General features: G+C 73.3%; 12 protein-coding genes. 8 read left to right on the top strand and 4 right to left on the bottom strand.

Translation table 11 applies throughout. The annotated features are described in order from the left end of the window. Window positions 1-151 precede the first annotated feature (151 nt). The 6 genes from scy (at window position 152) to OG802_RS24490 (ending at window position 9,328) form a co-directional block, all read left to right on the top strand. Window positions 152-4,033: a polarized growth protein Scy gene (scy, locus tag OG802_RS24515; RefSeq protein ID WP_329413673.1), complete on the top strand. Its 3,882-nt coding sequence runs from the start codon at window positions 152-154 to the stop codon at window positions 4,031-4,033. Window positions 4,034-4,216: 183 nt separating this feature from the next. Beyond that, window positions 4,217-5,155 carry a cellulose-binding protein gene (locus tag OG802_RS24510; protein ID WP_329413671.1) on the top strand — a complete coding sequence of 313 codons (939 nt, stop codon included), beginning with the start codon at window positions 4,217-4,219 and terminating at the stop codon, window positions 5,153-5,155. 85 nt (window positions 5,156-5,240) lie between these two features. After that, a complete protein-coding gene (locus tag OG802_RS24505; RefSeq protein ID WP_329413668.1) occupies window positions 5,241-6,191 on the top strand; it encodes an ABC transporter ATP-binding protein in 951 nt (316 codons plus the stop codon). 2 nt (window positions 6,192-6,193) lie between these two features. Then, window positions 6,194-6,964 (top strand): ABC transporter permease, encoded by a 771-nt coding sequence (locus OG802_RS24500; RefSeq protein ID WP_329413667.1) that lies wholly within the window; start codon window positions 6,194-6,196, stop codon window positions 6,962-6,964. Window positions 6,965-7,160: 196 nt separating this feature from the next. Next, window positions 7,161-8,453, top strand: a complete 1,293-nt coding sequence (locus tag OG802_RS24495; protein WP_329413666.1) for an ABC transporter ATP-binding protein — start codon at window positions 7,161-7,163, stop codon at window positions 8,451-8,453. After that, complete coding sequence (locus OG802_RS24490; protein ID WP_329413664.1) at window positions 8,450-9,328, top strand: ABC transporter permease subunit; 879 nt, start codon at window positions 8,450-8,452, stop codon at window positions 9,326-9,328. The genes OG802_RS24495 and OG802_RS24490 overlap by 4 nt, the downstream gene beginning before the upstream one ends. Before the next feature lie 37 nt (window positions 9,329-9,365). Here the strand turns inward: OG802_RS24490 and OG802_RS24485 are convergent, their stop codons facing one another. Next, window positions 9,366-9,698, bottom strand: coding sequence for an ATP/GTP-binding protein (locus OG802_RS24485; protein ID WP_329413661.1), 333 nt, complete (start codon window positions 9,696-9,698; stop codon window positions 9,366-9,368). A 222-nt stretch (window positions 9,699-9,920) separates the two neighbouring features. Between OG802_RS24485 and OG802_RS24480 the strand changes: the two genes are divergently transcribed. Then, window positions 9,921-10,949: an LLM class flavin-dependent oxidoreductase gene (locus tag OG802_RS24480; protein WP_329413660.1), complete on the top strand. Its 1,029-nt coding sequence runs from the start codon at window positions 9,921-9,923 to the stop codon at window positions 10,947-10,949. An 84-nt stretch (window positions 10,950-11,033) separates the two neighbouring features. Here OG802_RS24480 and OG802_RS24475 read toward each other — a convergent pair whose 3' ends face one another. Further along, complete coding sequence (locus OG802_RS24475; protein ID WP_329413658.1) at window positions 11,034-11,426, bottom strand: SCO5389 family protein; 393 nt, start codon at window positions 11,424-11,426, stop codon at window positions 11,034-11,036. 263 nt (window positions 11,427-11,689) lie between these two features. On the opposite strand from OG802_RS24475, the gene nucS reads away from it, so the two are divergent. After that, on the top strand, window positions 11,690-12,361 hold the full coding sequence (gene nucS, locus OG802_RS24470; protein WP_329413657.1) for an endonuclease NucS: 672 nt from the start codon (window positions 11,690-11,692) through the stop codon (window positions 12,359-12,361). 104 nt (window positions 12,362-12,465) lie between these two features. On the opposite strand, the gene OG802_RS24465 is transcribed toward nucS, so the two are convergent. Continuing rightward, window positions 12,466-15,009 carry an ATP-binding protein gene (locus OG802_RS24465; RefSeq protein ID WP_329413656.1) on the bottom strand — a complete coding sequence of 848 codons (2,544 nt, stop codon included), beginning with the start codon at window positions 15,007-15,009 and terminating at the stop codon, window positions 12,466-12,468. 234 nt (window positions 15,010-15,243) lie between these two features. Then, complete coding sequence (locus tag OG802_RS24460; RefSeq protein WP_020131168.1) at window positions 15,244-15,567, bottom strand: STAS domain-containing protein; 324 nt, start codon at window positions 15,565-15,567, stop codon at window positions 15,244-15,246. Window positions 15,568-15,754 lie beyond the last annotated feature (187 nt).

Genomic DNA, 15,754 nt, shown 5'->3' with positions numbered 1-15,754 from the left:
ACGCGGCCGGGGTCCGGGTTTCGGGGGACGAGCGTCGGGGCAGCAGCCCATGCTCCGTCGTTGATCTGACACCATTCCCCGGGAGCCCCGTCCGGCGGATGGACGGAGCTCGTTCGGCAAGCTTGCGACCAGGGACGGATGGGACCGCGCAGTGCGGGGCTACGAGAGCCAGGAGCGGGAACCGGCGGCTGACGTCGACCACCTGACTCGGTTCGAAGCCGAGATGAAGCGGCTGAAGACCGAGCGGGAAAAGGCGATCCAGCACGCCGAGGACCTCGGCTACCAGGTCGAGGTGCTGCGCGCCAAGTTGCACGAGGCGCGTCGCACCATCATGTCCCGGCCCGCCTTCGACGGCGGCGACCTCGGGTACCAGGCCGAACAGCTGCTGCGCAACGCGCAGATGCAGGCCGACCAGCTGCGCCAGGACGCCGAGCGCGAGCTGAGCCAGGTGCGGGCGCAGACGCAGCGCATCCTCCAGGAGCACGCCGAGCAGGCGGCCCGGCTCCAGGCGGAGCTGCACCAGGAGGCGGTCACCCGCCGCCAGCAGCTCGACCAGGAACTCGCCGAGCGCCGGCAGAACGTCGAGTCGCACGTCAACGAGAACGTGGCCTGGGCCGAACAGCTGCGCGCCCGCAGCGAGGCGCAGGCCCGCCGGCTGCTCGACGAGTCGCGGGCGGAGGCCGAGCAGGCCCTGGCGACGGCCCGCGCGGAGGCCGAACGCGTCGCCGCCGAGGCGCGCCAGCGGCTCCAGGCCGACGCCGAGGCGGCCCGCGCGGAGGCCGAGCAGCTCCTGCTGCGCGCCCGCACGGACGCCGAGCGGCTGCTGAACGCGGCCTCCACGCAGGCCCAGGAGGCCAGCGACCACGCCGAGCAGCTGCGCACCTCCACGGTCACCGAGTCCGACGCCGCCCGCCGCCAGGCCGGTGAGCTGAGCCGCGCCGCCGAGCAGCGCATGTCCGAGGCCGAGGAGGCGCTGCGCAAGGCGCAGGCCGAGGCGGACAAGGTGCTCGCGGAGGCGAAGGCGGCCGCGGAGAAGGCGCTCGCCGCCGCGGAGGCCGCCAAGGAGCAGCGCACCCGCACGGCCAAGGAGCAGGTCGCCCGGCTGGTCAGCGAGGCCACCAAGGAGGCCGAGACCACCAAGGCGGACGCCGAGCAGCTCGTCGCCGACGCGCGCGCCGAGGCCGAGAAGATCGTCGCGGAGGCCTCCGAGAAGGCCCGCACGCTCACCGCCGAGGAGAGCGCCACCCAGCTGTCGAAGGCGGCGAAGACCGCCGAGGACGTCCTCAACAAGGCGCAGGAGGACGCGCAGCGCACCACGAAGGCCGCCGCCGAGGAGGCCGAGCGGATCCGTCGCGAGGCGGAGACCGAGGCCGACCGGCTGCGCGCCGAGGCGCACGACATCGCCGAGCAGCTCAAGGGCTCGGCGAAGGACGACACCAAGGAGTACCGCGCCAAGACGGTCGAGCTTCAGGAGGAGGCCCGCCGGCTGCGCGGCGAGGCCGAGCAGCTGCGCGCCGACGCGGTCGCCGAGGGCGAGAAGATCCGCGCGGAGGCCCGCAAGGAGGCCGTCCAGCAGATCGAGGAGGCAGCCCGCTCCGCGGAGGAGCTGCTGTCCAAGGCGAAGGCCGACGCGGACGAGCTGCGCCAGAAGGCCACCTCGGACAGCGAGAAGGTGCGCACCGAGGCCATCGAGCGCGCCACCACGCTGCGCCGGCAGGCCGAGGAGGTCCTGGAGCGCACCCGCGCGGAGGCCGAGCGCTCCCGCGAGGAGGCGGTGGAGCTCGCCGAGACCATCACCTCGAACGCCGAACAGGCCGCGCGCGAGCTGCGCGAGGAGACCGAGCGGGGGGTCGAGGCCCGGCAGGCGGAGGCCGCCGAGGAGCTGACCCGGCTCCAGACGGAGGCGCAGGCGCGCCTCGCCTCCGCCGAGCAGGCGCTGACGGAGGCCCGTGAGGAGGCCGCGCGGATCCGCCGCGAGGCCGCCGAGGAGACCGACCGGCTGCGCTCGGAGGCCTCCGAGCGGATCCGTTCCCTTCAGCAGCAGGCCGAGGCGGAGGCCGACCGGCTGCGCACCGAGGCCGCGTCCGACGCGGCCGCCTCGCGCGCGGAGGGCGAGGCCGTCGCCGTCCGGCTGCGGTCCGAGGCCGCCGCGGAGGCGGAGCGGCTGAAGTCCGAGGCGCAGGACACCGCCGACCGGGTGCGCGCCGAGGCGCAGGCGGCGGCCGAGCGGTTGTCGGCCGAGGCGTCCGAGACGCTGGCCGCCGCGCAGGAGGAGGCCGTCCGGCGCCGGCGCGAGGCCGAGGAACTTCTCGGTTCCGCCCGCGAGGAGGCCGGCCAGGAGCGCGAGCGGGCCCGCGAGCAGAGCGAGGAGCTGCTGGCCTCGGCGCGCAAGCGCGTCGAGGAGGCGCAGACCGAGGCCGTCCGTCTGGTCGAGGAGGCGGACCGGCGGGCCGGCGAGATGGTGTCGGCGGCCGAGCAGCACGCGCAGCAGGTGCGCGACTCGGTGGCCGGGCTGCACGAGCAGGCGCAGGAGGAGATCACCGGGCTGCGCTCGGCCGCCGAGCACGCGGCGGACCGCACCCGGCGCGAGGCCGAGGAGGAGGCGGACCGGGTCCGCGCCGACGCCTACGCCGAGCGGGAGCGGGCCGCCGAGGACGCGAGCCGGGTCCGGCGCGAGGCGAGCGAGGCGTCGCAGGCCGCGCAGGAACTGGCCGACCGGACCCTCGGCGAGGCGATCGCCGAGGCGGAGCGGCTGCGTTCGGAGGCGTCCGCGCACGCCCAGCGGGTGCGCACCGAGGTCTCGGACGCCATCGCGCAGGCCGACCAGGACGCGTCGCGCACCCGGGCGGACGCCCGCGACGACGCCAACCGCATCCGTTCGGACGCGGCGGCGCAGGCCGACGCCCTCATCAACGAGGCCCGCAGTGAGGCGGAGCGGCTGCAGAGCGAGACCCTCGCGGAGGCCGAGCGGCTCCAGTCCGAGACGATGGCGGAGGCCGAGCGGCTGCGGTCGGAGTCGGTCGCGAAGGCGGAGAAGCTGATCCAGGACGCGTCCGGCGACGCGGAGCGGCTGCGCGCCGAGGCCGCCGAGACCGTGGGGTCCGCGCAGGCGCACGCGGAGCGGATGCGGACCGAGGCCGAGCGCGTCAAGGCGGAGGCCGCGGCGGAGGCCGACCGGTTGATGAGCGTGGCCCGCGAGGAGGCCGACTCGACGCTGGACGAGGCCCGCAAGGAGGCCAACAAGCGGCGCTCCGAGGCGGCCGAGCAGGTCGACACCCTCATCACGGAGACGGCGGCCGAGGCGGACAAGCTGCTCACCGAGGCGCAGCAGCAGGCGCAGAAGGCCACGGCGGACGCGGAGGCGCAGGCCGACTCGATGGTGGGCGCGGCCCGCAGCGAGGCGGAGCGGCTGGTGTCCGAGGCGACCGTCGAGGGCAACTCGCGGGTGGAGAAGGCGCGTACGGACGCCGACGAGCTGCTGGTCGGCGCCCGCCGGGACGCCACGGCGATAAGGGAGCGGGCGGAGGAGCTGCGCGACCGCATCACCGGCGAGATCGAGGCGCTGCACCAGCGGGCCCGCCGCGAGGCCGCCGAGACGATGCGGTCGACCGGCGACCGCTGCGACGCGCTCATCAAGGCGGCCGAGGAGCAGCTCGCCAAGGCGCAGGCGAAGGCGAAGGAGCTGGTGTCGGACGCCAACTCCGAGGCCGGCAAGGTCCGCATCGCCGCGGTGAAGAAGGCCGAGGGGCTGCTCAAGGAGGCCGAGCAGAAGAAGTCGACGCTGGTGCGCGAGGCCGAGGAGCTGAAGGCCGAGGCGATCCGGGAGGCGCGGCGCACGGTCGAGGAGGGCAAGCGGGAGCTGGAGGTCCTGGTGCGCCGGCGCGAGGACATCAACGCCGAGATCTCGCGGGTCCAGGACGTGCTGGAGGCGCTGGAGTCGTTCGAGGCGCCGGCCGGGGGCAAGGACGGTGCGGTGAAGGCGGGCGCGGCCATCGGAGCCCCTCGATCGGGTGGGAAGTCGCCGGACGGCTAGCGGAATGTGTGGATTGCGTTAAATTCTGGGGCCTTTGAGTGCACCTTTGGCAAGCGGTCCGCCGCCGAGCCACCCAAAAGGGGTGTCATTCTCCAGATCAAACACGCATACGCTCGATGACACACCGCAAAGGCCCCTAGGATTCCACCTATCACCTCACCGGTCTCATTCGACAGGAACCCCATGAGCGACACTTCCCCCTACGGCTTCGAGCTTGTGCGGCGTGGGTACGACCGCGCTCAGGTGGACGAACGCATCTCGAAGCTCGTCTCCGACCGTGACAGCGCTCTGGCCCGTATCACTGCTCTGGAAAAGCGCATCGAGGAGCTTCACCTCGAGACGCAGAACGCCCAGGCCCAGGTAAGCGACGCGGAGCCGTCGTATGCCGGTCTCGGCGCGCGTGTCGAGAAGATCCTCCGCCTCGCCGAGGAAGAGGCCAAGGATCTGCGCGAGGAGGCCCGTCGCGCGGCCGAGCAGCACCGTGAGCTGGCCGAGTCCGCGGCCCAGCAGGTGCGCAACGACGCGGAGTCGTTCGCCTCGGAGCGCAAGGCGAAGGCCGAGGACGAGGGCGTCCGGATCGTCGAGAAGGCCAAGAGCGACGCGTCGCAGCTGCGTTCCGAGGCGCAGAAGGACGCGCAGTCGAAGCGTGAGGAGGCCGACGCCCTCTTCGAGGAGACCCGCGCGAAGGCCGCACAGGCCGCCGCCGACTTCGAGACCAACCTGGCCAAGCGCCGGGAGCAGTCGGAGCGCGACCTCGCGTCCCGTCAGCAGAAGGCGGAGAAGCGTCTCGCGGAGATCGAGCACCGCGCGGAGCAGCTGCGCCTGGAGGCGGAGAAGCTGCGCACCGACGCCGAGCGCCGCGCGCGTCAGACCGTCGAGACGGCCCAGCGTCAGGCCGAGGACATCGTGGCCGACGCCAACGCCAAGGCGGACCGGATCCGTTCGGAGTCGGAGCGCGAGCTGGCGGCTCTCACCAACCGCCGCGACTCGATCAACGCCCAGCTGACGAACGTCCGCGAGATGCTCGCCACGCTGACCGGCGCCGCGGTGGCCGCGGCCGGCACGCCGTCCACGGACGACGAGCCGATCTCCCGCGGGGTTCCGGCGCAGCAGTCCCGGTAACGTCCGGGGGCACGGCGGCCGAACGCCGGTGAAGCCCTTTGCCACTCCGGTGGCAGAGGGCTTTGGCGCGTTCTAGCGTGGCCGCATGATCGAGCTCGAGGGCCTGACGAAGCGGTACGGCGAGAAGGTGGCGGTGAACGATCTGACGTGCACCGTCAGACCGGGCATCGTCACGGGCTTCCTCGGGCCCAACGGCGCCGGCAAGTCCACGACCATGCGGATGATGCTGGGCCTGGACCGGCCGACGGCCGGGGACGTGCGGATCGACGGGCAGCACTACGACCGGCTCAAGGACCCTCTGAAGTACATCGGCGCCCTGCTGGACGCGAAGGCCATGCACGGCGGGCGCAGCGCGTTCAACCATCTGCTGTGTCTGGCGCAGAGCAACGGCATCCCCCGCGGCCGGGTGCACGAGGTGCTGGACACCGTCGGTCTGACGGCGGTGGCGGGGAAGAAGGCGAAGGGGTTCTCGCTGGGCATGGGCCAGCGGCTGGGCATCGCGGGGGCGCTGCTCGGCGACCCGCGGATCCTGATGTTCGACGAGCCGGTCAACGGGCTCGACCCCGAGGGCATCCACTGGATCCGCAACCTGATGAAGACGCTGGCCGCGCAGGGGCGGACGGTGTTCGTCTCCTCGCATCTGATGAGCGAGATGGCGCTGACGGCGGACCATCTGGTGGTCATCGGGCAGGGCCGGCTGCTCGCCGACACCTCGATGGCCGACTTCATCGCGCAGAACTCGCGGTCGTACGTGCGGGTGCGCACCCCCGAGCGCGAGCGGCTGCTCGACGTGCTGCACGCGGCCGGGACCACCGTCGTGCAGGCCGGCGACGGGGCGCTGGAGGTGGACGACGGCAAGCCCGAGCACATCGGGGAGCTGGCCGCGCGCCACCGGGTGGTGCTGCACGAGCTGAGTCCCCAGCGGGCCTCGCTGGAGGAGGCGTTCATGCAGCTGACCGCCGAGTCGGTGGAGTACCACGCGCATTCGGACGCGCCGCCGCAGAAGCGGTGGGGCGACGACGGGACGAGGAGCTGACGATGGCGGCGACCCAGGTCATCCGGTCCGAGTGGACCAAGATCCGGTCGGTGGCGTCCACCGTGTGGACGCTCTCCCTCTCGGTGATCGTCACCGTCGCCCTCGGCATGCTGATCTCGGCGCTGTCGAACAACGACTTCGACGACATGAGCCGCGACGACCGGCTCTCCTTCGACCCGACGTTCATCAGCTTCGCCGGGATGGGCCTCGGCCAGCTCGCGATGATCGTGTTCGGGGTGCTGGTCGTGTCGAACGAGTACAGCACGGGCATGATCCGCACCTCCCTGGCCGCGGTGCCGCAGCGCGGGGCGTTCATGTTCAGCAAGATCGTGGTGGCGGGCGGACTGGCGCTGGCGGTCGGCCTCGTCACCAGCTTCGTCACGTTCTTCCTCGGGCAGGCCATGCTCGGCTCGCACCGGGCGGAGATCGGTGACAGCGGGGTGCTGCGCGCGGTGATCGGCGGCGGCCTGTACATGACGCTGATCGCCCTGTTCTCGATGGGTGTGGCGACGATGCTGCGCTCGCCGATGCTCTCGCTCGGCATCCTGATGCCGTTCTTCTTCCTGATCTCCAACATCCTCGGCAACGTCTCCGCGACGAAGAAGATCGGCCAGTACCTGCCCGACCAGGCCGGCAGCAAGATCATGCGGGTGGTGACGCCGATCGACGACGACACCCCGTACGGGCCGTGGGGCGGCTTCGCCATCATGGCCCTGTGGGTGGCGGCCGCGCTGGCGGGCGGCTACCTGCTTCTCAAGCGGCGCGACGCCTGATCGGAGCCCGCGCCTGCGAGGGGGGACGGCCTGTGACGCGGGACGGCGCCCGGCCGGTACGGCGCCTGGCACGACGGGACGGGTCACGCTTCGGTCTTTGCTTTCATTTGAGCGGAACCGTCAGCGCCCCGATATCCTCCTAACCCTTACGGGGGCGTGTGCCCTGCTGTCCTGATCCTTTCGATGGGTGCGGAGCATGATCGAAGCAGTCGGCCTGACCAAGCGCTACGGCGACAAGACCGCTGTTCACAACCTTTCCTTCCAGGTACGGCCCGGCGCGGTGACGGGCTTCCTCGGTCCGAACGGCTCGGGCAAGTCGACGACCATGCGGATGATCCTCGGCCTGGACAATCCGACGGCGGGCACGGTGACGATCGGCGGCTACCCGTACCGCAAGCTGCCGAACGCGGCCCGGCAGGTGGGCGCGCTGCTCGACGCCAAGGCGGTGCACGGCGGCCGGCACGCCCGCAACCACCTGCTGTGCCTGGCCCAGCTGTCCGGCATCCCGGCCCGCCGGGTCGACGAGGTGCTCGGCGTCGTCGGCCTCCAGGACGTGGCCAGAAAGCGCTCCAAGGGTTTCTCCCTGGGCATGGGCCAGCGGCTCGGGATCGCGGCCGCGCTGCTCGGCGACCCGCAGGTGCTGCTCTTCGACGAGCCGGTCAACGGCCTCGACCCCGAGGGCATCCTCTGGGTGCGCAACCTGATGAGGTCGCTGGCCGCCGAGGGCCGCACGGTGTTCGTCTCCTCGCACCTGATGAGCGAGATGGCCCTGACCGCGGACCACCTGATCGTCATCGGGCGCGGGCAGCTGCTGTCCGACATGAGCGTGACGGACTTCATCTCGGCCAACTCCGCCGACTTCGCCCGGGTGCGCACCCCGCACACCGACCCGCCGCTGCGCGAGAAGCTGGCGTCGGCGCTGACCGAGGCGGGCGGCCATGTGCTGCCCGAGCCGGACGGAGCGCTGCGGGTGACGGGTCTGCCGCTGCCCCGCATCAGCGACATCGCCCACGACACCGACGTCCGGCTGTGGGAGCTGTCGCCGCACCAGGCCTCGCTGGAGGAGGCGTACATGCGGATGACGCAGGGCGCCGTCGACTACCGCTCGACCATCGACCAGAAGGCCGGGCTCCAGCAGCAGTTGCCGCCCGGCGTCCAGCCGCCGGTGCCGATGCCCGTGCCGGGCCAGGGCCAGCCGGGCTGGTACGCCCCGCCGCCCCCGCAGCAGGGCTACGCGCCCCCGCAGCCCGCGCAGACGCCTCCGGCGGCCTCCTACGGGGCGTACGGCGCCCAAGGCGCGCCCGGGGCGGCTCCCGGGCCCGGTGGGGCCAACCCGTACGCGGCGGCCGCCCAGCCGCCCGCCCAGGCCCCGGCGGAGCCGGCCGCGGCGCCGGCCCCCGCCCCGGCGCAGCCCTCCGCCGCCACTCCGGCCTCTGATTCCTCCCCCGCCCCCGACGCAGCCCCGACCAAGTCCGAGGACGCCCGATGAGCACCCCGCAGCACCAGCCGCCGCAGGCCGCGCCCGCCTGGCAGGCGCCCGGCCCCTCGTACGCCCAGGCCGGCCCCGGCTACACCTCGCCGATCCCCGTCGTGCGCACCCACCTCGGGCACGCCGTCGCCTCGGAGTGGACCAAGATCCGGTCGGTGCGGTCCACGATGTGGACGCTGGGCGTGTTCGTGCTGCTCGTCGTCGGCGTCGGCCTGCTGGCCGGCGCGGTGGTCGCCGCGAGCGCCTCGGAGAGCGACCTCTCGGACGAGACCGCCCTGCCGTTCGGGTTCTTCGGGCTCCTCCTGGGCAGCATGTGCGTCATCACGCTGGGCGTGCTGACCACGGCCTCGGAGTACGGCACCGGCATGATCCGCACGACCATGGTGGCCTGCCCGTCGCGCGGGCGGGTCCTCGCGGCGAAGGCCGTCGTGTTCTTCGCCGTCGCCTTCGTGGTGACGCTCCTGTCGTCCGGCCTCGTCGCCCTGGTGCACGTGGGCATGCTGGGCGACGCCCGGCAGCCGACGGGCGGGGAGTGGCTGAAGGCGACGGTCGGCGTGTCCCTGTACGTCGCGCTGCTCGGCCTGCTCTCGCTGGCCGTCGGTTCGATCATCCGGCACTCCGCGGGCGCGATCACCATCATGATCGGCCTCCTGCTGGCCCCGCTGGTCATCGCGATCTTCATGTTCTCGTCCTCGCTGGAGGACCTGCGCCAGGCCCTGTTCGAGTACTCGATCCCGAACCAGATGAGCGTCTTCTACGCGACCTCGCTCAGCGAGAGCGGACCGAGCGGCTGGGACCCGCTGTGGATCGCGCTGGGCGTGACCGCCGCCGCGCTCGGCGCCGCCTTCGCCCTGCTGGAGAAGCGGGACGTCTGACCCGCCGCGAGGCAGCCCGCTCCACGTGGGGCCGAGGCTAGAACCTCGGTGCGTTACGGGACCGCTGCACCCCCGGGGTGCGGCGGTCCCGTGCGTTCCAGCACGCCTTGTGCCAGTGCCGGCGGTCGTCCACGCCCGCGTGCTCGGGCCAGGCGACGACGTGCGGGACGCCGTCGGGGATGAGCTGGTCGCAGCCGGGGCATCGGTAGGCCTTGCCCTGCGCGCTCGAACCCGCCACGTGGCGCACGCTCCACCGCTCGCCCTGCCAGGCCTCCGCCGACTGCCAGCCGCCGTAACGGCCCGCGCCGTCGTCCTCGGCGCTCCGGCCGGACGAGCTCTCACCCTTGGGTCGGTTGCGGCGCGGGGACACGGGACACCTCACGGGACTCTGCGGGAAGCGGGTTCGGCGTCCAGCGTACGCGGCCCGGACCGGGGCGCCCGTAGGTCGGCCGCCCCCGCAAGTCACCCTGCTGGACGCCGCATTCTGCAGACAATCCGGAAATCTCTTCGCCAGGCCGTGTCCTCGGCACGTGTCGGACGGTTATGCCCGGTGGGGGAGCTCCGCGTCGGAGCCAAGGAAGCAGGAATGTCCATGCGTGTCGGAAGTTTCGTGTTGGGAGCCCAGTTCCCCGGCCAGGGCCAGGGGGAGGCGCTGCACCGCGCCGTCCGCTCCGCCGAGGTGGCCGAGGAGGCGGGCCTGGACTCGGTCTGGCTGGCCGAGCACCACTTCGTGCCGTACGGCACGTGTCCGTCGGCGGTCACGCTCGCCGCGCTGCTGCTGGGCCGCACGCGGCGCATCCGGGTCGGCACGGCGGTCAGCGTACTGCCCACCGTCCATCCCGTGGCCCTCGGCGAACAGGCCGCCCTGCTGCACCTGACGAGCGGCGGCCGCTTCTCGCTGGGCGTGGGCCGCGGCGGCCCGTGGGTCGACCTGGAGGTCTTCGGCGCCGGGCTGCGCGCGTACGAGCAGGGGTTCCCGGAATCACTCGATCTGCTGGTGCGCTGGCTGCGCGAGCCCTCGGTGGGAGCGGACGGCGAGCGGTTCCGCTTCCGCGAGGTCCCCGTCGTCCCCCGGCCGTCGGAGGCCCTGACCGAGACGGCGGGACCGGAGGTCGTCGTGGCGTGCACCTCCCCGGCGAGCGTGCGGCTGGCCGCCGAGCGCGGGCTGCCGATGCTGCTCGGCATGCACGTCGGGGACGAGGAGAAGGCCGAGATGGTCGCCCAGTGGCGGCACTGCGCGCGCGCCGCCGGCCGCTCGGGGGACGAGATCCGGGGCGCGGCGCATGTGTCGGCGGGCGTCTGCCAGATCGCGGACCGGCGCACGGACGCGGTGGAGACGCTGGTGAAGGCGATGCCGGGCTGGCTCAGGCAGGGCCTGGACGCGCATGTGACGGTGGACGGCCGAGCCCGCAGCATGCGGGACCCGGTGGCGTACACCGAACTGCTCTGCGGACTGCACCCGGTGGGCACCCCGCGGTTGTGCGCCGACCGCCTCGCGGCGACCAGCGAACGGACCGGCATCTCGCGCTTCGCGCTGCTCGTCGAGGGCTCCGGCGACCTCGCGGCCACGGAGGAGAACGTATGGCGGCTGGGCTCGGAGGTGCTCCCCCACCTCCGGTGAACAGCCCAGCCGACCCTGAGGCCTGCCGCTCCCGTGTCTGTGGAACCTCCCGCGTCAGGAGCGGCAAGCGACAGCCTCACCGGTTCAGCAGTCCCGGAATTCCGGGGACTGGTTCAGCACCTGGCTGCGGACCGAGGTGAAGCGGCCGAGCTTCTCGTCGACCGCGGGGTCCAACGGGAACACCGCCACCCGGTGGCAGTTCTGGAAGGCCAGCCGCACACCGAAGTGCCGTTGCAGCGCACCGCGTATGGCGTCACTCGCGAGCGCGCGCAGCAACTGCCCGCGTGCCTGCTCGTCCGGCGGGGGCGTCTGGTTGTCGGCGAAGTCCGCGCCGTCCACCTTCAGCTGGGCCACCAGGGAGCTGACCATCTCCCATGCGTAGGGCAGGGAGGTCCGGACGCAGTCGACGAATTGTGCTTCGTCGACCTCGCCTCGCTCGGCCTGTTCGAGTAGGGCCGGTGAGACGTCGAGCGACATGGGTACTCCTCTCGCACCCCCAAAACAGCAGGGGTTGCCGGACAGGGACGGGAGTCCGCATGCCGAAACACCGCACACGCTGAGTACACGCATCGCGACCTCCCGTTCCCTACGGTAGGCAACGGACGGTGACCGCACCAGGAGAATGGGCACATAGGGAACCTGGGTTGGGCTCACAATCGGCCACTGTCGAGCGCCCGCCGAAGGATCTTTTTCCAGGGCGAATCGCTTGGGGGCGGGGGCGTCGGATAGCGTTGCGCCCCATGCGTCTCGTCATCGCCCGGTGCTCCGTCGACTACGCCGGCCGGCTCACCGCCCATCTCCCTTCCGCTCCCCGCCTCATTCTGGTGAAGGCGGACGGCAGCGTCTCGATCCATGCGGACGACCGCGCCTACAAGCCCCTGAACTGGATGTCGCCGCCCTGCACGCTCAAGGAGGGCGCGGGCGACGAGGAGGGCGTGTGGACCGTCGTCAACAAGGGCGGCGAGAAGCTCATCATCACGATGGAGGAGATCCTCCACGACTCGTCGCACGAACTGGGCGTCGATCCCGGCCTGATCAAGGACGGCGTGGAAGCGCACCTCCAGGAACTGCTCGCCGACCGCATCGAGACCCTCGGCGAGGGCTACACCCTCATCCGCCGCGAGTACATGACGGCCATCGGACCGGTCGACATCCTGTGCCGGGACGCGGCGGGGCAGACCGTCGCGGTGGAGATCAAGCGGCGCGGCGAGATCGACGGCGTCGAGCAACTCACGCGCTATCTGGAGCTGTTGAACCGCGATCCGCATCTCGCGCCGGTGCGCGGCGTCTTCGCGGCCCAGGAGATCAAGCCCCAGGCCCGTGTGCTGGCCACGGACCGCGGCATCGGCTGCACGGTCCTCGACTACAACGCCCTGCGCGGCATCGAGGACGACAAGCTGCGCCTGTTCTGAGCACACCCGCGCGATCCGGACCGTCCCGCGCGCGGGACGAACGGGAACGGGCCGGTTCCCCTGCGGAACCGGCCCGTTCCCGTGTGTCCGCGGGCTCGGGCGGGCTAGAGCACTTCGTCCGGCGTGGCGGGCGGGACGGCGTCCGCGGCGGGCCCGGTGGAGGTGAGGGAGCCGCCCGGCGCGGACGACATCGGACTGCCCGCCGAGTTCGAAGTGTCCCCGGTCGGCGTCCCGGTGGGTTCCTCGGTTTCCGACGCGGAAGGGCTCGGCGAACCGGACGAGCTCGACGACGCCGACTGCGAGGGCGTCGCCGAGGGCCCGGTGCTGTGGCTGGGCGACGTGGAGGGCCTGGGCGTGCTCGACGGCGAGCTGCCGTGCCCGGGACCGCCGGGGGAACCGGTGGCGTCCGGGGACGGTTCGGCCGGTCCCGTGGGCGAGGGGTCGTCCGTGGTGCCCATCGTGCCGTCCGGACCGGGGTCGGTCGGCCCGCTGGTCGCCTCGCCGGTGTCGGAGGACGAGCCGGCGTCGCCGGGGGTGTCGTCGTTCGGGTCGTCGCCGTTCTGCCCGGCGTCGGCGGTCGGGTTGACGCCCACCCGGTCGGAGGGGTTGTGGGCGTCGTTGTCGGAGGTCGCGCCCAGCGTCACCACCGTGCCGAGCACGGCGACGAGCAGCGCGCCCGCGCCGGCCGCGACGAGGTTGCGCCGGGCCAGGCCCCGCAGGCCGCCGCGCTGGTGCTTGGCCGGCCCGAAGGGCCGGGCGGGCGGTTCGCGGCGGGCGACGAGGGTCTCCGCCTCCGGCGCGAAGGACGGGAGCGCCGCCTGGACGGCGCGCGGCGCGGGCGCGGACTCCTCGTGGCGTGCCTCGGGCGTCTCCTCGTCGGCGGCCACGGGCGGGGTCGTCGTCGGCAGGCCGGGTATGTCGCCGGAGGCGTCGGCGACCAGGGCGAGGGCGCGCCGGCCGGCCACGGTGCCGCGCTTGTCGGAGATGACCCCGCGCAGCGCGAGGGAGGCCTCCAGCTCGGAGCGGGCGCGGTCGAGGTCGCCGGTGCACAGGGCGAGGACGCCCAGTTCGTGGTGGAAGTAGGCGCGGTCGCCGGACTCGCCGGCCAGCCGGGCGGCTTCGGCGCCCTCGTGCAGGGCGCTCGCCCAGGCCCGCCAGTGCAGCCCCGCGGCGAAGGCGGGGGCGGCGGTGCGGGCGAGCCGGACCGCGGTGGCCTCCTCGCCCTCTTCGGGGCGGGTGGTGGCGGGGACGAGGGCGGCGAGCGCGGCGAGCACCGCGTCGGCCTCGGCGCACACCCGCTCGGGGGTGACGGAGGGGTGTCCGGCCCACCAGGCGTAGTGCTGGGCGGCGGCCAGGACGCGGGCCTCGACGTCGTCGGCGTATCCGGCGGCCTCCAGCTGGGTCCGCACGCCGACGGCGAGGCGGTAGCGGGTGCCGACCGGGGAGACGAGTCCGCAGGCGGCCAGTTCGCCGAGGGCCGCGTCGGCGTGGGTGTCGCCGACCAGGGCGGGCAGGTGCGCCTGGTGCGGGACCTCGCCGCCCAGGGCGACGGCGAAGCGCAGGGTGGCGCGGGCAGAGGCGCTCAGGCGGGCGGCGAGCAGCGGCGCGGGCGCGGCGGCCTCGCCGAGGGAGGGCAGGGGTATCTCCTCCGCCTCACCGGCCCCGGCGGCGGCCTCGGCCGGTGCGGGGAGCGGCCGGGCGTCCTCGAAGACGCCGAAGGCGTCGACCGCGTCGGCGTCGGCGCGCAGCCGGTCGCGCTGCCGGAGCAGGGCGCCGGCCTGGACGAACCGCAGCGGCAGGCCCTCGGACTCGAACCAGAGGTCTCCGGCCCAGTTGGCCTCCTCCTCGGTGAGGACCCGGCCGACGGCCTGCTCGATGACCTCGACGCCGCCGGCGCGGTCGAGTCCGGTGAGGGCGACCTCCTCGACGGCGGACTCCGCGGAGGGGGCGGGGGCGTCCGGGGCGGCGCCGAGGAGGAAGGCGCATTCGGGCGTCGCGTCGAGCAGTTCGTCGAGGGCGGCGCCGCCGAGGTCGGTGTCGTCGACGACGACGACCGCGCCGATCCCGCGGACGAGGTCGCGCAGCTCGTCGTCTCCGGGGCGGTGCCGGGGGGCGTCGTGGACGGCGTGGAAGAGCTCGCGCAGCAGGTCGGAGGCGGTGCGGCCGAAGCCGCTGAGGCGGACGACGCCGTCGGGGGCGAGGTCCTCGCAGTCCTCGGCGACGAGGTCGAGGAGACTGGTGCGGCCGGATCCGGGGGCGCCGGTGACACGGACGGAGCGGCCGCGGGCGAGCAGGCGGACCAGTTGTTCGCGTTCGTCCTGGCGGCCCTGGAGCGGCCACGGGGTGCGGGCCGGGCCGGCGGGGGCGGGCGGCCGGGCGGCGCGTTCGGTCTCGGCGCGCTGCTCGGGCGTGCGCTTGCCGGGCGGTCCGCCGTCCTGCTCGCCGGGCGGACGCCGTTCCATCTCGCTGCCGTCCACCGGGTTGACGGTGAGCAGGTGTTCGCCGACGACGATGCGCACGGTACGGGCCCGGGCCGGCTGGTGCTGGCCGAAGTCGGGTGTGAGGGGGTCCCGGGAAGGGCGTGGGCGCGGCGCTGTCCCGTCGCCGTCCTGCCCGTACTCCTCGGGTCCCCGCGGGTTCGGGTCCATAGGTTCGAGCCCCCCAAAAGCGTCGTGTGGCGGTAGCCCCTCCCGGCCTTGCTGCACACTGCGCTGTCGCTTCTGGTCCGGTGCCCGCTCGAGGCTGAGAGCGGCGGGCAGACGAACCGTAAACCTTCGCACAGTATCCACGACAGCCCGGGGTGCCGCCCCGCCCGAAGCGTCACGGTCTTGTGAGGATTGCGCCCGTCACACGATTCCCGTGCAGGCCAAGGCCCCCGTGGGTCACACCCGGGGCAGCGACTCCACGCCGATGCCGCCCTCGATGGCGAGGATGCGGTGCAACCGGGTGGCCACCAGGAGGCGTTGCATCTGCGGGGGTACGCCGCGCAGCACCAGCCGCCGGCCGCAGCGACCCGCCCGTCGGTGGACGCCCATGATGACGCCGAGTCCGGTGGCGTCCCAGGAATCCAGTTCGGACAGGTCGAGCACCAGGTCGCCGACTCCGTCGTCGACGGCCGTGTGCAGGGCCGTACGGGCGTCCGCCGCGCTGCGGACGTCGAGACGGCCCCCGACGACCAGCTCGACGTGGTCGCCCCTGATGTGCATAGCGCTCCCCTAAGCGTGCGTCTCGTGCTCCGCGGTGTGATGTCCGGTGGTGCGTTGCATCCTCTGACTGCGTGAAGCGGCCGGAGGTTGCCGTCTGTGAGCGAACCGATACCGAATTCACCCGCAGGGGTGAGGCCCGTGGGGCCTGTGCGGTGTGCGCCTGTAGAAGCCCTGCCCGCTCACGCGT

It is taken from the genome of Streptomyces sp. NBC_00704, assembly GCF_036226605.1.
Taxonomy (GTDB): Bacteria; Actinomycetota; Actinomycetes; order Streptomycetales; family Streptomycetaceae; genus Streptomyces.
The sequence above is the reverse complement of the archived record's forward strand: the minus strand, read 5'-3'. Positions and strand labels throughout refer to the sequence as shown.

Bases quoted from the DNA above. Each gene is read 5' to 3' on its own strand.
- OG802_RS24495 (WP_329413666.1), top strand. From the start codon at position 7,161: ATGATCGAAGCAGTCGGCCTGACCAAGCGCTACGGCGACAAGACCGCT.
- OG802_RS24460 (WP_020131168.1), bottom strand. From the start codon at position 15,567: ATGCACATCAGGGGCGACCACGTCGAGCTGGTCGTCGGGGGCCGTCTC.
- OG802_RS24505 (WP_329413668.1), top strand. From the start codon at position 5,241: ATGATCGAGCTCGAGGGCCTGACGAAGCGGTACGGCGAGAAGGTGGCG.
- OG802_RS24465 (WP_329413656.1), bottom strand. From the start codon at position 15,009: ATGGACCCGAACCCGCGGGGACCCGAGGAGTACGGGCAGGACGGCGAC.
- OG802_RS24480 (WP_329413660.1), top strand. From the start codon at position 9,921: ATGCGTGTCGGAAGTTTCGTGTTGGGAGCCCAGTTCCCCGGCCAGGGC.
- OG802_RS24510 (WP_329413671.1), top strand. From the start codon at position 4,217: ATGAGCGACACTTCCCCCTACGGCTTCGAGCTTGTGCGGCGTGGGTAC.
- OG802_RS24500 (WP_329413667.1), top strand. From the start codon at position 6,194: ATGGCGGCGACCCAGGTCATCCGGTCCGAGTGGACCAAGATCCGGTCG.
- OG802_RS24490 (WP_329413664.1), top strand. From the start codon at position 8,450: ATGAGCACCCCGCAGCACCAGCCGCCGCAGGCCGCGCCCGCCTGGCAG.
- OG802_RS24475 (WP_329413658.1), bottom strand. From the start codon at position 11,426: ATGTCGCTCGACGTCTCACCGGCCCTACTCGAACAGGCCGAGCGAGGC.
- nucS (WP_329413657.1), top strand. From the start codon at position 11,690: ATGCGTCTCGTCATCGCCCGGTGCTCCGTCGACTACGCCGGCCGGCTC.